Below are 16,338 nucleotides of genomic sequence, written 5' to 3'. Positions count from 1 at the left end.
GGGCGGGCCCGGCGCATCCGAAGCGGGCAAACGGGTCAACTCTCAACAGAACATGTCCTTCCGGGCGCGAATGTGGGGAGCATGCGGCGGGGGCCGCGTCACGCGCCGCCGTCTTTTCCCCACTACGGGAGGCCATATGACGAAACGTCCAGGAATTCTGCTCGCCGTCGGTGCGACGGTCGCCGGTCTGGTGACCGCCGCCCCGTCCCCGGCAGCCGCCGACAACGGTGCGCGGCGCAGCGCGGCCGAGCCCGTATGGACCGACTGCGGCACCAAGTCGTACCCGAGTCTGCAGTGCTCATCGGTCAGTACGCCGCTCGATCATGACGATCCGTCGGGTCGGCAGATCACCCTCGCCCTGTCCCGCATCCCGCACACCGCGAAGACCTTCCAGGGTCCCCTGCTCGTCAACCCGGGCGGTCCCGGGGGCAGCGGCCTCTCGATGGCCGGCTTCGTGGCGTCCTCGCTGCCGAAGTCGGTTGCCGCGCAGTACGACGTGATCGGGTTCGACCCGCGCGGCGTCGGCGAGAGCGAGCCCGCGCTGGACTGCGTACCGAAGTACTTCGATCCGCTGCGCCCCGACTCGGTGCCGGACTCGCTCGCGGTCGAGGAGGCCAACCGCAACCGCGCCCGCTCGTTCGCGCAGGCATGTGGCGAGAAGTACCCGGATCTGCTGCCCTACATGGACACCGTCAGCGCCGCCAAGGACCTCGATGTGATCCGGCAGGCAACCGGTTCCGAGCAGCTCAACTACTTCGGGTACTCGTACGGGACCTACCTCGGCGCGGTGTACGCCAAGCTGTTCCCGGAGCGGGTGCGGCGCCTGGTCCTCGACTCGAACGTCGACCCGGAGGGCGTCTGGTACGACGACAACATCGGCCAGAACTACGCCTTCGACGCCCGCCACAAGGCGTTCGCCGCCTGGGTCGCGAAGCACGACACCACATACCGGCTCGGCAACGACCCGGCGAAGGTCGAGGATGTCTGGTACGCGATGCGCGCCGCCGTCAAGGCGCACCCCGCGGGCGGGAAGGTCGGGGCGAGCGAGCTGGAGGACACCTTCCTGCCCGGCGGCTACTACAACGGCTACTGGCCCTATCTGGCCGATGCGTTCGCGGCGTATGTGAACGACCAGGACCCGGACGCGCTCGTGAAGGCGTACGAGAAGTTCGGCGCGGTCGACGCGAAGGCCGACAACGGGTACTCGGTCTACTCGGCCGTGCAGTGCCGCGACACCCAGTGGCCCCGCCAGTGGAACACCTGGCGCAACGACAGCTGGAAGGTGCACGACAAGGCACGCTTCTTCACCTGGAACAACACCTGGTACAACGCCCCGTGCGTCGACTGGCCGGTGGAGCCGCTGAACCCGGTACAGGTCTCCAACGACAGCCTGCCGCCGGTGCTGCTCTTCCAGGCCACCGAGGACGCGGCCACGCCGTACGAGGGCGGAGTCACCCTCCACCGCAAGCTGCGCGACTCCAGCCTGGTGGTCGAGCAGGGCGGCGGCAACCACGGCATCACACTGAGCGGCAACGACTGCCTGGACACCTATCTGGCGGACTATCTCGACAAGGGCACCGTCCCACGCGGCAGAGGCAGCGGGGCCGACGCGGACGCGATCTGCGCCAAGTCCCCCGACCCGAAGCCGCTGACCGGCAGGGCGGCAGTGGAGTCGGCCCGGGGAACGGGTTCCGGCAGCAGGGGCAGCATCCTGCACGGCCTGCTCGGCTTCCGCGGCTGACGCCCTGCGAACCCGGGCCGGATTCCCGTACGGGCCATCCTGACGCATGCGTCAGGATGGCCCGTATGACGATGCGGACCACGCCGGATGCGCTTGTACGGGACATGACTGTCGACGACTGCGAGGCGGTCGCGCGAGTCCGGGTGCGCGGCTGGCAGGCCGCGTACGCCGGACTGATGCCGCAGTCTCATCTGGACGCCATGGACATCGCCGAGGACGCGGAACGGCGTCGTGGATTCTTGGCCGAGGGCAACCCGGTCGTGAATGTGGTGGCCGAACGGGCAGGCCTCGGTGTGATCGGCTGGGCCTGCTACGGCCCGTACCGCGAGAACGGCGGACGGTCGGCGCGGGGCGAGCTGTACGCGATCTATGTGCTGCCCGAGCAGATCGGGACCGGGGCCGGCCGCGCCCTGATGGCGGAGATGCTCACCCGCGCCACCGCGGACGGCTTCCCGGACCTGGCGCTCTGGGTGCTGAAGGAGAATGGCCCGGCCCGCCGCTTCTACGAGCGCTCGGGTTTCCTCCCCGACGGCGCCGAGGAGCCCTTCGAGGTGGACGGCGTACTCGTGCCCGAGGTGCGGTACGTGCGTGCCCTCGGCGCCCTTTGAACGCGTCGGCGCCGGACCGGCCGGCAGCGGTCCGCGCTCTCAGGCCCTCCGCAGGCGGCTGAGCGCGTCCCGTGCCGCACCGCCCAGTCGCGGGTGCGGCAGCGCCGCCTCCAGGAGCGGGCGGGCCTGTTCGTCCCCGAGCTGCCCGAGCCCTTCCACGCAGGCGAGCGCCACCCGCCAGTGCGGATCGTCCGGGGCCAGGAGCCGCTCCAGGGTGCTCATCAGCGCCGGGACGGACTCCGGGGCCCGAAGCGCGGTGAGCAGCCGCACCGGGTGCAGGGCGTACGCGGTGCGCAGGTTGTTCGTTGCCAGGGCGGCGGCGGCCCGGGGCGTGCGGGGGTCGCCGAGGCGCACCAGGGCGTGGGCGGCGGAGACGCAGCGCTCCGGGTCGCGGTGGTTGAGCAGCAGGACCAGCGCCTCGAAGGCCCGTCGGTCACCGCCGCAGCCGAGCCGGAACGCGGCGATCTCCCGCGCCCAGAGCGGGCGTTCGCGTTCCACGAGGACCCGGGCCAGTTCCTCGTCGTCGTCGGTGGCGAGCAGTCTGCGGTACGCCGCCGACTCCCCCGCCTCGTCCGCCAGCCGGTCCGTCAGCGACCGGAACTCCTCATCCATGACCCTCAGCGTATCGACGATGACGGTGAGTGTGAGGCGGACCACAGCAACTCGGGGCTGGCGCGCTCGTTACTCGCCGGTTAAGCTCATGTGAGCGGGACACACTCCCCGCCGGCTCCGGTGGCCTGGTGACGCAGCCACCCGGAGTGCTTGTCGGTTCGGCAGCTTTGCGAGACGTGACTCCGGGACAGAGTCCGTCACCCCTTCCCGGTCCGGGCGTGCCCGTCGCGCCCAGGCCCTGAGCACCACGACACGCAAATCCCGCACGCCCTGCGCCAGTTCGCCTCTTGTGCGCGCGCCGTGCTCCTCACAGTCGTCACTCATTGTCTGGAGTCCCGTGATGGACACCCCGCTCAGCACCATTGCCGTCGTCGGTCTCGGCACCATGGGCACCGGCATTGCCGAAGTCCTGGCCCGCGCCGGCCACGAGGTCATCGGTATCGACATCAGCGACGCGGCCGCCCGTCAGGCCGTCGCGGCCCTGGAAGCCGCAACCGCCCGCGCCGTGCGGCGCGAGCGGATCACGGAGGAGGAGCGCGGCGACGTCCTCGCCCGGTTCCGTACTTTCGGTGACCTCCAGGCCGCCGCGGAGGCGGAGCTGGTCATCGAGGTCGTGCCCGAGTCGTACGAGATCAAGCAGCAGCTCTTCCGGGAGCTCGACGCGATCGTCTCCCCCACCGCGATCCTGGCGACCGGCACCAATGCCCTGTCGGTCACCCGGCTCGCCGCCGAATCGCTGCACCCCGAGCGCGTGCTCGGTCTGCACTTCTTCAACCCGGCGCCCGCGATGAAGCTGGTCGAGGTGGTCTCCTCGGTGCTGACCGCGCCGCCGGCCGTCGAGGCGGTCACCGCGCTCGCCCGCAGCCTGGGCAAGGAGCCGGTCGCGGTCGGCGACCGGCCGGGTTTCGTCGCCGACGGGCTGCTGTTCGGGTACCTCAACCAGGCCGCCGCGATGTACGAGGCGAACTACGCCTCCCGTGAGGACATCGACGCGGCGATGAAGCTGGGCTGCGGCCTGCCGATGGGCCCGCTCGCCCTCCTCGACCTGATCGGGATCGACACCGCCCGTACCGTCCTGGAGGCGATGTACTCCGCGTCGCACGACCGGCTGCACGCCCCGGCCCCCGTCCTCAGGCAGCTCAGCGAGGCGGGGCTGACCGGTCGCAAGTCGGGCCGCGGCTTCTACACGTACACGGAATCCGGCAGCCGGACCGTGGTGCCGGACTCGCTGACCCCGCGGGAGAGCGTGTCCGGGGCCGGCGGGCGCACGGTGCGCTCGGTGGGCGTCGCGGGCTCCGGGACGATGGCCTCGGGGATCGCCGAGGTCTTCGCGAAGGCCGGCTACGACGTGGTGCTCGCCGCCCGCAGCCAGGAGAAGGCGGACACGGCGAAGGGCCGGATCGCCAAGTCCCTGGAGCGATCCGTCACCAAGGGGCGGCTGACCGCCGAGGCGCGGGACGAGACCCTGGCCCGGATCACCGCATCCGGTTCGCTGGACGCCTTCGCCGATGTCGATCTCGCGGTCGAGGCGGTCGCCGAGGACCTGTCGGTCAAGCAGCAGTTGTTCGGGACGATCGACAAGGTGTGCAAGCCGGGTGCGGTGCTCGCCACCACCACCTCGTCACTGCCGGTCGTGGCGATCGCACGGGCCACCTCGCGCCCGCAGGACGTCATCGGGATGCACTTCTTCAACCCGGCGCCCGCGATGAAGCTGGTCGAGGTCGTCCGTACGGTGCTCACCGCCGATGATGTCCACGCCACCGTCCGCGAGGTGTGCGTCAAGGTCCGCAAGCACCCGGTGGACTGCGGGGACCGGGCCGGCTTCATCGTGAACGCGCTGCTGTTCCCGTACCTCAACAACGCGATCAAGATGGTCGAGGAGCACTACGCGAGCCTCGACGACATCGACGCCGCGATGAAGCTGGGCGGCGGCTACCCGATGGGCCCGTTCGAGCTCCTCGACGTCGTCGGACTCGATGTCTCGCTCGCCATCGAGAAGGTGCTGCACAGCGAGTTCCGCGACCCGGGCCTGGCCCCGGCTCCACTGCTGGAGCATCTGGTGGCCGCCGGCTGCCTCGGTCGCAAGACGGGGCGCGGCTTCCGCGAATATGCCCGGCGCTGAGCCGGGAGCCGGGTGGGGCGGGCTGCTCGATCCTTCGGGCGGCCCGCCCCCGCGGGCGCATTCCCCTGCACCGATGCAGTACGTTCACACCATGTCCCAGCCCGCCAGGTCCCCCCGTGTCTCCGCCGCGCCCGATGCCCAGGAGAGTGCCGCAGGCACCCGCGCCGCCACCCAACGGCTCAAAATGCGTCGCGAATTGGCCGCCGCGGCAATGGAACTCTTCGCCTCGAAGGGGTACGAGGCGACGACGGTCGACGAGATCGCGGGCGCCGCGGGAGTCGCCCGGCGGACCTTCTTCCGGCACTTCCGCTCCAAGGAAGAGGCGATCTTCCCGGACCACGACGACACCCTCGTCAGGGCCGAGGCCGTCCTCAATGCCGCCCCCGCGCACGAGCACCCGCTCGACACCGTCTGCCGCGGCATCAAGGAAGTCATGAAGATGTACGCGGCAAAGCCCGCGGTCTCCGTGGCCCGCTACAAGCTGACCCGTGAGGTCCCCACGCTGCGTGAGGCCGAGATCGCCTCGGTGGCCCGCTACGAGCGGCTGTTCACGCGCTATCTGCTGGGCCACTTCGACGAGCGCGACCACCATGTCGGCAATGACGACCCGCTGCTCGCGGAGGTCGCCGCATCCGCCGTCGTCACCGCGCACAACCATGTGCTGCGCCGCTGGCTGCGGGCGGGCGGCGAAGGCGATGTGGAGGCCCAGCTCGACCACGCCTTCTCGATCGTCCGCGACACGTTCGGGACCGGCATCGGCGCGGGCCGGATCGCCGGCACCGAACCGGCGAAGCAGCCTGCCGCTTCGGTGACGTCCCAGGGCGAGGTACTCGTCACGGTGGCGCGGACGGACGCACCCCTCGAAGAAGTGATGCGCACGATCCAGCAGGCGCTCAAGAGCCGCTGAACGGGGACGTACCGACCGGGGCCCCTGCCGGCCGGAGACGTACCGGCCCCGCTCGGCCGGCGGGCCGGTACCCGGCCCGCCTCGGAATCTCGGTTGCCGCGCCCGCACCCCGGTGCTGTGGTGTGCGGATGAATCATGACCGCGACACACTTCTGACCCTTTTCGACCGGGAAATGCGCGAGCACGCCCGCCCCGACGGCCCCGGGTCCGGGTCGAACGCACCGGTGATGTCGTACGGCAGGTCGGCGCGGCCGACGACTGGAACGGTGTCGTGTGGTCGGCCCCGGACCTGGATGCCGTACGGGCGGACGCCGCGATCGCGGCACAGGTGGCGCACTACACGGCACTGGGACACGACGAGTTCGAGTGGAAGCTGTACACCCACGACCGGCCGGTGGACCTGGCGGAGCGGCTGCTGGCGGCCGGTTTCGAGGCGGAGGAGCCGGAGACCCTGCTGGTCGCCCCGGTGGCGGCCCTCTCGACAACGGTGGAGCTGCCCGAGGGCGTCCGGCTGCGCACCGTGAGTGACGCGGACGATGTGGAGCTGATGGCCCGCGCCCATGAGCAGGCATTCGGCTCGGACTGGTCGCGGCTGCGGCATCAGGTGCTGGCCAGGCTGACCGAGGACCCGGACAGCTTCGTCGGCGTCCTCGCCATGGTGGGCGACGAGCCGGTGAGCTCGGCCAGGATGGAGCTGTACCCGGGCACTGGCTTCGCGGGGCTCTGGGGCGGCGGAACGGTCGAGGCGTGGCGCGGAAGGGGCATCTACCGGTCCCTGGTCGCCTTCCGCGCCCGGATCGCGGCGGAGCGCGGCTACGGCTACCTTCAGGTCGACGCCTCCGATCAGAGCAGCCCGATCCTCCAGCGACTCGGATTCCTGGCCCTGAGCACCACGACTCCTCACGTGTACCGGCCCTCGCACTGACCGCTTCCGGCGGGACAGAACCGCCCGAAACACCTCTTGGGTTGCTCATGCGTACCCGGCGGGTGACAAGTGAGAGAAATTGTTGGCACCGAGTGCCTTGCCAGGTGTCACGGAGTGCCATACGTTGAAGTTGTCCGGGCGGCCGGCGTGCTGAGACCTCACGCACGCCGGCTGTCCCCGCAAGCAATGTGCCTGCGCGCCCGGACGCCTGCGTCACAGGCAAACCCTTCCGCTCCACAGAGCAAGCCGCAGCCTCACCAGCCGAACCGACGGCAGCACCTCCACACCACACCGCTCCCCTCAGCGTGCAGGGATCCTCAAGCGTTCCCTCAGCGCCCCCACCCGCCGGAGGCACACCGTGAAGGAAATCCTGGACGCGATCCAATCGCAGGACAGCACCGCCGCAGACTTCGCGGCCCTGTCCATCCCTGAGTCGTACCGCGCGGTGACCGTGCACAAGGACGAGACGGAGATGTTCGCCGGTCTCACCACCCGTGACAAGGACCCCCGCAAGTCACTGCATCTCGACGAGGTTCCGGTGCCCGAGCTCGGGCCCGGTGAGGCACTGGTCGCCGTCATGGCCAGCTCGGTGAATTACAACTCGGTCTGGACCTCGATCTTCGAGCCGATGTCCACCTTCGGCTTCCTGGAGCGCTACGGGAAGCTCAGCGAGCTCACCAAGCGCCACGACCTGCCGTACCACGTCATCGGCTCCGACCTGGCGGGCGTCGTCCTGCGCACCGGCCCCGGCGTCAACGCCTGGCACCCCGGCGACGAGGTCGTCGCGCACTGCCTCTCGGTCGAACTGGAGTCCTCCGACGGCCACAACGACACGATGCTCGACCCCGAGCAGCGGATCTGGGGCTTCGAGACCAACTTCGGCGGCCTCGCCGAGATCGCGCTCGTCAAGTCCAACCAGCTGATGCCGAAGCCGCAGCACCTCAGCTGGGAGGAGGCCGCAGCTCCGGGCCTGGTCAACTCCACCGCGTACCGTCAGCTCGTCTCGCGCAACGGCGCAGGCATGAAGCAGGGCGACAACGTGCTGATCTGGGGCGCCAGCGGCGGACTCGGTTCATATGCCACTCAGTTCGCGCTGGCCGGTGGCGCCAACCCGATCTGTGTCGTCTCCAGCGACCAGAAGGCGGACATCTGCCGGAAGATGGGCGCCGAGGCGATCATCGACCGCAACGCCGAGGGCTACAAGTTCTGGAAGGACGAGCACAACCAGGATCCGCGCGAGTGGAAGCGGTTCGGCAAGCGCATCCGTGAGCTGACCGGCGGCGAGGACGTGGACATCGTCTTCGAGCACCCGGGCCGCGAGACGTTCGGTGCCTCGGTGTACGTGACCCGCAAGGGCGGCACGATCGTCACCTGCGCGTCCACGTCCGGCTACAACCACGAGTACGACAACCGCTACCTGTGGATGTCGCTGAAGAAGATCGTGGGCTCGCACTTCGCCAACTACCGCGAGGCATGGGAGGCCAACCGGCTGGTGGCCAAGGGCAGGATCCACCCGACGCTCTCGAAGGTCTACTCGCTGGAGGAGACCGGCCAGGCCGCGTACGACGTCCACCGCAACCTCCACCAGGGCAAGGTCGGCGTGCTCGCACTGGCCCCCCGCGAGGGTCTGGGTGTACGCGACGAGGAACTGCGCGAGAAGCACATCGACGCCATCAACCGCTTCAGGAATGTCTGACATGACGGGCCGCCGGAAGGACCGCCCGTGGCTCATGCGGACGTACGCCGGTCACTCGACCGCCGAGGCGTCCAACGAGCTCTACCGGCGCAACCTCGCCAAGGGCCAGACGGGCCTGTCGGTCGCCTTCGACCTGCCGACGCAGACCGGGTACGACCCCGACCACATCCTCGCCCGCGGCGAGGTCGGCCGGGTCGGCGTGCCCGTGTCGCACCTGGGTGACATGCGCCGGCTGTTCCAGGACATCCCCCTGGAGCAGATGAACACCTCGATGACGATCAACGCCACCGCGATGTGGCTGCTGGCGCTCTACCAGGTGGTCGCGGAGGAACAGGGCGCCGACGCCACCAGGCTCCAGGGCACCACGCAGAACGACATCGTCAAGGAGTACCTCTCGCGCGGGACGCATGTCTTCCCGCCCGGTCCTTCGCTGCGGCTGACCACCGACATGATCACGTACACGGTCAACCACATCCCGAAGTGGAACCCGATCAACATCTGCAGCTATCACCTGCAGGAGGCGGGAGCCACTCCGGTCCAGGAGATCGCGTACGCCATGTCGACGGCCATCGCGGTCCTGGACGCCGTACGCGATTCCGGTCAGGTGCCCGAGGAGAAGTTCGGCGATGTGGTCGCGCGGATCTCCTTCTTCGTGAACGCGGGCGTCCGCTTCATCGAGGAGATGTGCAAGATGCGCGCCTTCGGCCGCATCTGGGACCGGGTCACCCGCGAGCGGTACGGCATCACCGACGCCAAGCAGCGCCGCTTCCGCTACGGCGTCCAGGTCAACTCGCTCGGCCTGACCGAGGCACAGCCGGAGAACAACGTCCAGCGCATCGTCCTGGAGATGCTGGCCGTCACCCTCTCCAAGGACGCCCGCGCCCGGGCCGTCCAGCTGCCGGCCTGGAACGAGGCACTGGGGCTCCCGCGGCCCTGGGACCAGCAGTGGTCGCTCCGTATCCAGCAGGTGCTCGCGCACGAGAGCGATCTGCTGGAGTACGAGGACATCTTCGCCGGATCGCATGTCATCGAGGCCAAGGTGGACGAGCTGGTGACCGAGTCGCTCGCCGAGATCGACCGGATCCAGCAGATGGGCGGCGCCATGGCGGCCGTCGAGTCCGGCTATCTGAAATCCGAGCTGGTCTCCTCGCACGCCGCCCGCCGGGCCCGGATCGAGGGCGGCGAGGAGAAGATCGTCGGCGTCAACATCTACGAGACGACCGAACCGAACCCGCTCACCACGGACCTCGACGGGGCGATCATGACGATCGACCCCGCCAACGAGGCCAGGGTCACCGCAGCCCTCCACGAGTGGCGCGACAACCGCGACGAGGCCCGTGCCACCGACGCGCTGGCCGCGCTGAAGAAGGCCGCCGCGGGCACCGAGAACATGATGGAAGCGACCGTGGAGTGTGCCCGCGCGGGTGTCACCACCGGCGAGTGGTCCTGGGCGCTGCGCGATGTCTTCGGCGAGTTCCGGGCTCCGACGGGCGTCTCGTCCGCTCCGGTCGCGGTCACCGCGGAGGCCGGCACACCGCTCGCCCTGGTCCGCGAGAAGGTCGCGCGCACCGCGACCGACCTGGGCGCCGGGCGGCTGCGGCTGCTGGTCGGCAAGCCGGGGCTGGACGGGCACTCCAACGGCGCCGAGCAGATTGCCGTACGGGCCCGTGACGCCGGTTTCGAGGTCGTCTACCAGGGGATCAGGCTGACCCCCGAGCAGATCGTCTCGGCCGCCCTCGCCGAGGACGTGCACTGCGTCGGTCTGTCGATCCTGTCGGGTTCGCACGCCGAACTCGTACCGGACGTACTCACCCGGCTGCGCGAGGCGGGCGCCGCCGACATCCCGGTGATCGCGGGCGGGATCATCCCGCCCGCCGACGCCACCGCGCTGATCGAGGCGGGCGTCGCCGCCGTGTTCACCCCGAAGGATTTCGGTATCACGGAGATCATCGGCCGTATCGTCGACGAGATCCGGAAAGCGAACAAGCTCGACCCTCTGGAGGTCCCCGCATGACCCAGCCCGCCCCCCCGTCTCCCGCGACCACCCTTCCGGGGAGCGGCTCCGCCGCACACGTCCCGAACCGTCTGCGTCCACGCCGCTCGTGTCTGGCAGTGCCCGGCTCGAACCCGCGGTTCCTGGAGAAGGCCCAGGGTCTCCCGGCCGACCAGGTCTTCCTCGATCTGGAGGACGCCTGCGCACCGCTCGCCAAGGAGGGCGCCCGGCACCACATCGTCGACGCGCTGAACAACGGCGACTGGACGGGCAAGACCCGGGTCGTACGCGTCAACGACTGGACGACGCACTGGACGTACCGCGATGTGATCACGGTGGTCGAGGGCGCCGGCCAGAACCTCGACTGCATCATGCTGCCGAAGGTCCAGGACGCCCAGCAGGTCGTCGCCCTCGATCTGCTGCTGACCCAGATCGAGAAGACGATGGGCTTCGAGGTCGGGAGGATCGGCATCGAGGCACAGATCGAGAACGCCAAGGGCCTGGTGAACATCGACGACATCGCCGCCGCGTCTCCCCGCCTGGAGACGCTGATCTTCGGCCCGGCAGACTTCATGGCGTCGATCAACATGAAGACCCTGGTCGTCGGTCAGCAGCCGCCCGGATACGGCGCGGACGCCTACCACTACATCCTGATGCGCATTCTGATGGCGGCCCGTACACACGACCTCCAGGCGATCGACGGTCCTTTCCTGCAGATCCGCGACGTGGACGCGTACCGCGAGGTCGCAGGCCGTGCGGCGGCGCTGGGCTTCGACGGCAAGTGGGTGCTGCACCCCGGTCAGGTCGACGCGGCCAACGAGGTGTTCTCGCCGTCGCAGGAGGACTACGACCACGCCGAGCTGATCCTCGACGCGTACGAGTGGTGCACCTCCGAGGAGGGCGGCAAGAAGGGCTCGGCGATGCTCGGCGACGAGATGATCGACGAGGCGAGCCGCAAGATGGCGCTCGTCGTCGCGGGCAAGGGCCGCGCGGCCGGAATGCAGCGCACCTCCAAGTTCGAAGCACCGGAGGCCTGAGCATGCAGTTCGGACGCACATTTGAGGAGTTCGAAGTCGGTGCGATCTACAAGCACTGGCCCGGAAAGACGGTCACCGAGTACGACGACCACCTTTTCTGCCTGCTGACCATGAATCATCATCCGCTCCACATGGACAGCAACTACGCGGAGAGGACGACCGACTTCGGGAAGAACGTTGTCGTCGGCAACTACATTTACTCGCTGCTGCTCGGAATGTCCGTTCCGGATGTCTCCGGAAAGGCGATCGCCAACCTCGAGGTCGAGTCGCTGAAGCATGTCGCGCCGACCTTCCACGGCGACACGATCTACGGCGAGACGACCGTTCTGGACAAGACCCCGTCAAAGTCCAGGAACGACCGTGGAATCGTTTATGTGGAGACCAGGGGGTACAAGCAGGACGGCACGCTGGTCTGCGTGTTCCGTCGCAAGGTGATGGTCCCCACCGAGACGTACATCAAGGAGCGCGGCGGGGAGCAGCCCGGCCGCCCCGAGCTGAACCAGCCTTCGCAGAAGAACGTGGAGAAGTAGCCATGACGCGACTTGCCCAGACTGCCGGTCTCAACGATGTCCAGCAGGAAATTCTCTCCACGGTCCGGGACTTCGTCGACAAGGAGATCATTCCGGTCGCGACCCGGCTGGAGCACCGTGACGAGTACCCGACCGAGATCGTCGAGGGGCTCAAGGAGCTCGGCCTGTTCGGGCTGATGATTCCCGAGGAGTACGGGGGCCTGGGTGAGTCGCTTCTCACATACGCGCTGTGCGTGGAGGAAATTGCCCGCGGCTGGATGAGCGTGTCGGGAATCATCAACACGCACTTCATCGTGGCGTACATGCTCAAGCAGCACGGCACGCAGGAGCAGAAGGACACGTTCCTGCCGCGGATGGCGCTGGGCGAGGTCCGCGGCGCCTTCTCGATGTCCGAGCCGGCACTGGGCTCCGATGTCGCGGCGATCACCTCCAAGGGCGTCAAGGACGGCGATGAGTACGTCCTGAACGGCCAGAAGATGTGGCTGACGAACGGCGGCACGTCCTCGCTCGTCGCCGTGCTGTGCCGGAGTGACGAAGGCCACCCCGAGGGGACCGCCCCGCACAAGTCGATGACGACGTTCCTGGTGGAGAAGGAGCCCGGTTTCGGCGAGGTGCGGCCCGGTCTCACCATCCCCGGCAAAATCGACAAAATGGGCTACAAGGGCGTCGACACGACCGAACTCATCATGGACGGGCTACGCATTCCGGCCAATCGAGTCCTGGGCGGCACCACCGGCCGGGGGTTTTACCAAATGATGGACGGCGTAGAGGTCGGCCGGGTGAATGTGGCTGCACGTGGCTGCGGCGTCGCACAGCGTGCATTCGAGCTGGGTGTTGCTTATGCCCAACAGCGCCACACCTTCGGAAAGCCGATCGCTCAGCACCAGGCGATCCAGTTCAAGCTGGCCGAAATGGCCACCAAGGTCGAGGCCGCCCATGCGATGATGGTAAACGCAGCGCGCAAAAAGGACTCCGGGGAACGAAACGACCTGGAGGCAGGGATGGCGAAGTACCTCGCCTCCGAGTATTGCAAGGAAGTCGTCGAGGACGCCTTCCGGATCCACGGCGGTTACGGCTTCTCCAAGGAGTACGAGATCGAGCGCCTCTACCGGGAGGCCCCGATGCTGCTGATCGGTGAGGGTACCGCCGAGATCCAGAAAATGATCATTGGGCGCCGACTCCTCGAGGAGTACCGGTTCCAGGGGTGATCGTCCCTTTCGAGGTGATTTAACCGCGAAGAAGATCACACCCTGTCAACCTCAGGCGGTGCGTTCAAGCCGTCCGACTCGGCTGCTGGCTTGCCCAGTTGCGGCTCGCAACCGATAACATCGCCGGAAAAGCCGCCGTCCCCCGTTGCCAGCGCGGCATCATCCGCTACGAAGGTCATCCATGCCCGACAGCCAAACCTCTGCACCACGCGGCGGAGTCCGCCTTGCGCGCGGAGCTTCGCCGTGGCTCCTCCCGACCGTCGCCACCGCGGCACTCAGCCTCACCCGGGCCCGCAAGTCCGGACGCTGGGCCGCGGTGGCCGTGCCCACGACTGCGCTCGCGGCGGGCATGCTGTGGTTCTTCCGCGACCCCGAGCGTGAGATCACCCAGGGCCGGGTCATTTCGCCGGCCGACGGCGTGGTGCAGAGCATCATGCCGTGGAAGGACGGGCGCACCCGCGTCGCGATCTTCATGAGCCCGCTGAATGTCCATGTCAACCGTGCGCCCCTGGCCGGCACGGTGACCTCGGTCGAGCACATCCCCGGTGGGTTCGTTCCGGCGTTCAACAAGGAGAGCGAGAACAACGAGCGCGTTGTCTGGCACTTCGACACCGAGCTCGGTGACATCGAGATGGTGCAGATCGCGGGTGCGGTCGCCCGTCGCATCGTCCCGTATATCCCGCAGGGCACGAAGGTGGAGCAGGGCGAGCGCATCGGCCTGATCCGTTTCGGCTCCCGGGTCGACATCTACCTTCCGGAAGGTATCGATGTCGCGGTCGAGGTCGGCCAGGCCACCACCGCGGGGGTGACTCGAATTGACCGTGATTGATCCTGACACGCAGGCGGGCTGGGTGCCGGAGGCGGAGTCCGAGGAGGACGCCGGCGAGGACATGCCGCTCTCTCTGCGGCTGTCGATAGCGGACACCCTCACTCTCGGCAACGCGACATGCGGTTTCATGGCGGTGTACTTCACCACCACCGGAATCCTCATCCCGCACCTCACGGGCAGCGACGAGAGCGGCATGGCCCGGCACTCCGCGGCCACCGCCGTGATCCTCATGCTCATGGCCGCGGTGTTCGACCTCTTCGACGGGCTCGTGGCACGCAAGCTGCGCTCCTCGCCGATGGGTGCCGAGCTGGACAACCTCTCGGACCTCATCAGCTTCGGCCTCGCCCCGGCGTACTTCGTCCTCGTGTACGGCATGGTCGCGGACGACGCACACCAACGGGTTTCGGCGCTGGCGGCGATCGTGGTGCTGCTGGCTGTGGTGCTCAGACTTGCCAGATTCTCCTGTGTGACCATGAAGGACGGCATGTTCCAGGGCATGCCGAGCCCCTTCGGAGCGCTCACGGTCGTCTCGATCGTGCTCCTGGAGCTGCCCTTCGTACCGACGCTGCTCGCGATCGTCGGAGTGGCGTGGCTGATGGTCAGCCGGGTCGAGTACCCGAAGCCGCGGGGTGTCCTCGCGGTGGCGATGCTCAGCTGGATCGTGGCCGCGATGGGGCTCCTCGCCGCGTGGGCGTTCGACGCCCCCGGCGGTCAGCTGCTTCTCCAGACCGGCTGTGCGCTGCAGGTGGTCCTGGGAGCGGTCATCCCGCTCTTCGCGACGGCGCGGCGGGTGAACACCTTCCGCGACAACCGGCGTGAGGCACGGGCGACACAGCTGCCATAGCGGTACAGCGGATACGTAAGAGGGCCCCGGGTGTTCCCCAGCACCCGGGGCCCTCTGCATGTGCCGGTGAGCGAACCCGCTGACGCACGTGTCCCGGTGCTGCCGCTCGCTGCGCACCGCCCGGCCCTCAGCCGGGCACGAGCACAGCGGCTCCGTTCACCCGGTCGGCCGCCAGATCGGCCAGTGCCTGGTCGGCCCTGCTGAGCGGGTAGGGGCTCACCGTGACCCGGATGCCCACGCGCCCGGCCAGAGCGAGGAAATCGCGGCCGTCCTCGCGGGTGTTTGAGGTGACGCTGCGCAGATTGCGCTCCTGGAACAGATGGCGCTGGTAGTTCAGCACGGGAATGTCCGACAGATGGATTCCGGCGATGGCGAGCGTGCCGGACCTGTCCAGTGCCTCCATCGCCACCGGCACCAGGTCGCCGACGGGTGCGAACAGGATCGCCGAGTCCAGGGGCTCCGGTGGGCGGTCGTAGGCACCGCCCACCGACGCGGCGCCGAGGTCCAGAGCGAGCGCGCGTGCCTGTGCCGAGCGGGTCAGCACATGAACGGTGGCGCCCTCGGCGATGGCCACCTGGGCAGCCAGATGGGCCGACGCCCCGAAGCCGTAGATTCCCAGCCGCCCGCCCTCCGGCAGCGCACTGCGCCTCAGCGACCGATATCCGATGATTCCCGCGCAGAGGAGTGGTGCGAGCCGGACGGCGTCCTGGTCTTCCGGGAGCCGGTAGGCGAACGCCTCCGGAACCAGCGCCGTGTCGGCGAAGCCGCCGTCCGCGTCCCACCCCGTATAGGTGGACCGTGGGCAGAGGTTCTCCCGGCCGCCCAGGCAGTACCGGCAGCTCCCGCACGTTCCGCGCAGCCACGCTCCACCCGCGCGGTCGCCGATACGGAAGAGGCCGGCCCCGTCGCCGACGGCCGCCACCCGGCCGACGATCTCATGACCGGGCACCGTGGAGGGACGACGCGGCAGGAGATCGCCCTCGGCCAGATGGAGATCCGTGCGGCAGACACCGCACGCTTCCACGGTCAGCAGAAGCTCCCCGGGACCGGGAGCAGGCATCGTGCGGTGCACGCGCGTCAGGGGCCCGGTGCCGATCGGACCGGGTGTCCGGACGGCCCAGCCGCTCTGCTCGGCCGGGACGGATACGGAGCCATCCACCCATCCAGCGTGCGGCGGCGGAGTCGGAGAGGCAACCGGCCCGTCGTCCGTGTGCGAGAAGACAGCCACAGCCCCGAACCAGGACCGCCGCGGTGCTCGGACCGTGTTCACCCGTGCGCTCCTGCGT

The 16,338-nt window shown here is 68.7% G+C and carries 13 protein-coding genes and 1 pseudogene; 12 read left to right on the top strand and 2 right to left on the bottom strand.

Annotation, left to right across the window (positions count from 1 at the left end):
* Window positions 1-136 precede the first annotated feature (136 nt).
* Both GA0115254_RS09665 and GA0115254_RS09660 read left to right on the top strand, forming a co-directional pair.
* Complete coding sequence (locus GA0115254_RS09665) at window positions 137-1,741, top strand: alpha/beta hydrolase (protein ID WP_093894858.1); 1,605 nt, start codon at window positions 137-139, stop codon at window positions 1,739-1,741.
* A gap of 65 nt (window positions 1,742-1,806) precedes the next feature.
* The gene (locus GA0115254_RS09660; protein WP_093894857.1) at window positions 1,807-2,349 is read left to right on the top strand and encodes a GNAT family N-acetyltransferase; all 543 of its coding nucleotides are present in this window, start codon (window positions 1,807-1,809) and stop codon (window positions 2,347-2,349) included.
* Window positions 2,350-2,388: 39 nt separating this feature from the next.
* Here the strand turns inward: GA0115254_RS09660 and GA0115254_RS09655 are convergent, their stop codons facing one another.
* A complete protein-coding gene (locus tag GA0115254_RS09655) occupies window positions 2,389-2,961 on the bottom strand; it encodes an adenylosuccinate lyase (protein ID WP_093894901.1) in 573 nt (190 codons plus the stop codon).
* A 340-nt stretch (window positions 2,962-3,301) separates the two neighbouring features.
* Between GA0115254_RS09655 and GA0115254_RS09650 the strand changes: the two genes are divergently transcribed.
* From GA0115254_RS09650 to pssA, 10 genes and pseudogenes are all read left to right on the top strand, one after another.
* Window positions 3,302-5,083, top strand: a complete 1,782-nt coding sequence (locus GA0115254_RS09650; protein WP_093894856.1) for a 3-hydroxyacyl-CoA dehydrogenase family protein — start codon at window positions 3,302-3,304, stop codon at window positions 5,081-5,083.
* A 91-nt stretch (window positions 5,084-5,174) separates the two neighbouring features.
* A complete protein-coding gene (locus GA0115254_RS09645) occupies window positions 5,175-5,990 on the top strand; it encodes a TetR family transcriptional regulator (RefSeq protein ID WP_093894855.1) in 816 nt (271 codons plus the stop codon).
* 128 nt (window positions 5,991-6,118) lie between these two features.
* Window positions 6,119-6,915 (top strand): annotated as a pseudogene (locus GA0115254_RS09640) (GNAT family N-acetyltransferase).
* Between the two features lie 358 nt (window positions 6,916-7,273).
* Entirely contained in the window at window positions 7,274-8,611 is a 1,338-nt protein-coding gene (gene ccrA / locus GA0115254_RS09635) for a crotonyl-CoA carboxylase/reductase (protein WP_093894854.1), read from the top strand.
* 1 nt (window position 8,612) lies between these two features.
* A complete protein-coding gene (locus GA0115254_RS09630; protein WP_093894853.1) occupies window positions 8,613-10,625 on the top strand; it encodes a protein meaA in 2,013 nt (670 codons plus the stop codon).
* Window positions 10,622-11,641, top strand: coding sequence for an HpcH/HpaI aldolase/citrate lyase family protein (locus GA0115254_RS09625; protein WP_256102473.1), 1,020 nt, complete (start codon window positions 10,622-10,624; stop codon window positions 11,639-11,641). Before GA0115254_RS09630 ends, GA0115254_RS09625 begins: the two co-directional genes overlap by 4 nt.
* Before the next feature lie 2 nt (window positions 11,642-11,643).
* Window positions 11,644-12,171, top strand: a complete 528-nt coding sequence (locus tag GA0115254_RS09620) for a MaoC family dehydratase (RefSeq protein WP_093894852.1) — start codon at window positions 11,644-11,646, stop codon at window positions 12,169-12,171.
* Between the two features lie 2 nt (window positions 12,172-12,173).
* The gene (locus GA0115254_RS09615; protein ID WP_093894851.1) at window positions 12,174-13,379 is read left to right on the top strand and encodes an acyl-CoA dehydrogenase family protein; all 1,206 of its coding nucleotides are present in this window, start codon (window positions 12,174-12,176) and stop codon (window positions 13,377-13,379) included.
* Between the two features lie 181 nt (window positions 13,380-13,560).
* Complete coding sequence (locus tag GA0115254_RS09610; protein ID WP_093894850.1) at window positions 13,561-14,208, top strand: phosphatidylserine decarboxylase; 648 nt, start codon at window positions 13,561-13,563, stop codon at window positions 14,206-14,208.
* A 22-nt stretch (window positions 14,209-14,230) separates the two neighbouring features.
* Window positions 14,231-15,052 (top strand): CDP-diacylglycerol--serine O-phosphatidyltransferase, encoded by an 822-nt coding sequence (pssA, locus tag GA0115254_RS09605; RefSeq protein WP_176740052.1) that lies wholly within the window; start codon window positions 14,231-14,233, stop codon window positions 15,050-15,052.
* Between the two features lie 127 nt (window positions 15,053-15,179).
* On the opposite strand, the gene GA0115254_RS09600 is transcribed toward pssA, so the two are convergent.
* Window positions 15,180-16,211 (bottom strand): zinc-binding alcohol dehydrogenase family protein, encoded by a 1,032-nt coding sequence (locus GA0115254_RS09600; protein ID WP_093894848.1) that lies wholly within the window; start codon window positions 16,209-16,211, stop codon window positions 15,180-15,182.
* Window positions 16,212-16,338 lie beyond the last annotated feature (127 nt).

Origin of the sequence: Streptomyces sp. Ncost-T10-10d (genome assembly GCF_900091955.1) — a bacterium.
In the GTDB taxonomy this organism is placed as follows: Bacteria; Actinomycetota; Actinomycetes; order Streptomycetales; family Streptomycetaceae; genus Streptomyces.
This window is presented reverse-complemented; position numbering and strand designations above follow the sequence as displayed.

What these genes read in the sequence shown, in the direction of transcription:
- GA0115254_RS09665 (WP_093894858.1), top strand. Translation starts at nt 137, where the DNA reads ATGACGAAACGTCCAGGAATTCTGCTCGCCGTCGGTGCGACGGTCGCC.
- GA0115254_RS09660 (WP_093894857.1), top strand. Translation starts at nt 1,807, where the DNA reads ATGACGATGCGGACCACGCCGGATGCGCTTGTACGGGACATGACTGTC.
- GA0115254_RS09655 (WP_093894901.1), bottom strand. Translation starts at nt 2,961, where the DNA reads ATGGATGAGGAGTTCCGGTCGCTGACGGACCGGCTGGCGGACGAGGCG.
- GA0115254_RS09650 (WP_093894856.1), top strand. Translation starts at nt 3,302, where the DNA reads ATGGACACCCCGCTCAGCACCATTGCCGTCGTCGGTCTCGGCACCATG.
- GA0115254_RS09645 (WP_093894855.1), top strand. Translation starts at nt 5,175, where the DNA reads ATGTCCCAGCCCGCCAGGTCCCCCCGTGTCTCCGCCGCGCCCGATGCC.
- GA0115254_RS09630 (WP_093894853.1), top strand. Translation starts at nt 8,613, where the DNA reads ATGACGGGCCGCCGGAAGGACCGCCCGTGGCTCATGCGGACGTACGCC.
- GA0115254_RS09625 (WP_256102473.1), top strand. Translation starts at nt 10,622, where the DNA reads ATGACCCAGCCCGCCCCCCCGTCTCCCGCGACCACCCTTCCGGGGAGC.
- GA0115254_RS09620 (WP_093894852.1), top strand. Translation starts at nt 11,644, where the DNA reads ATGCAGTTCGGACGCACATTTGAGGAGTTCGAAGTCGGTGCGATCTAC.
- GA0115254_RS09615 (WP_093894851.1), top strand. Translation starts at nt 12,174, where the DNA reads ATGACGCGACTTGCCCAGACTGCCGGTCTCAACGATGTCCAGCAGGAA.
- GA0115254_RS09610 (WP_093894850.1), top strand. Translation starts at nt 13,561, where the DNA reads ATGCCCGACAGCCAAACCTCTGCACCACGCGGCGGAGTCCGCCTTGCG.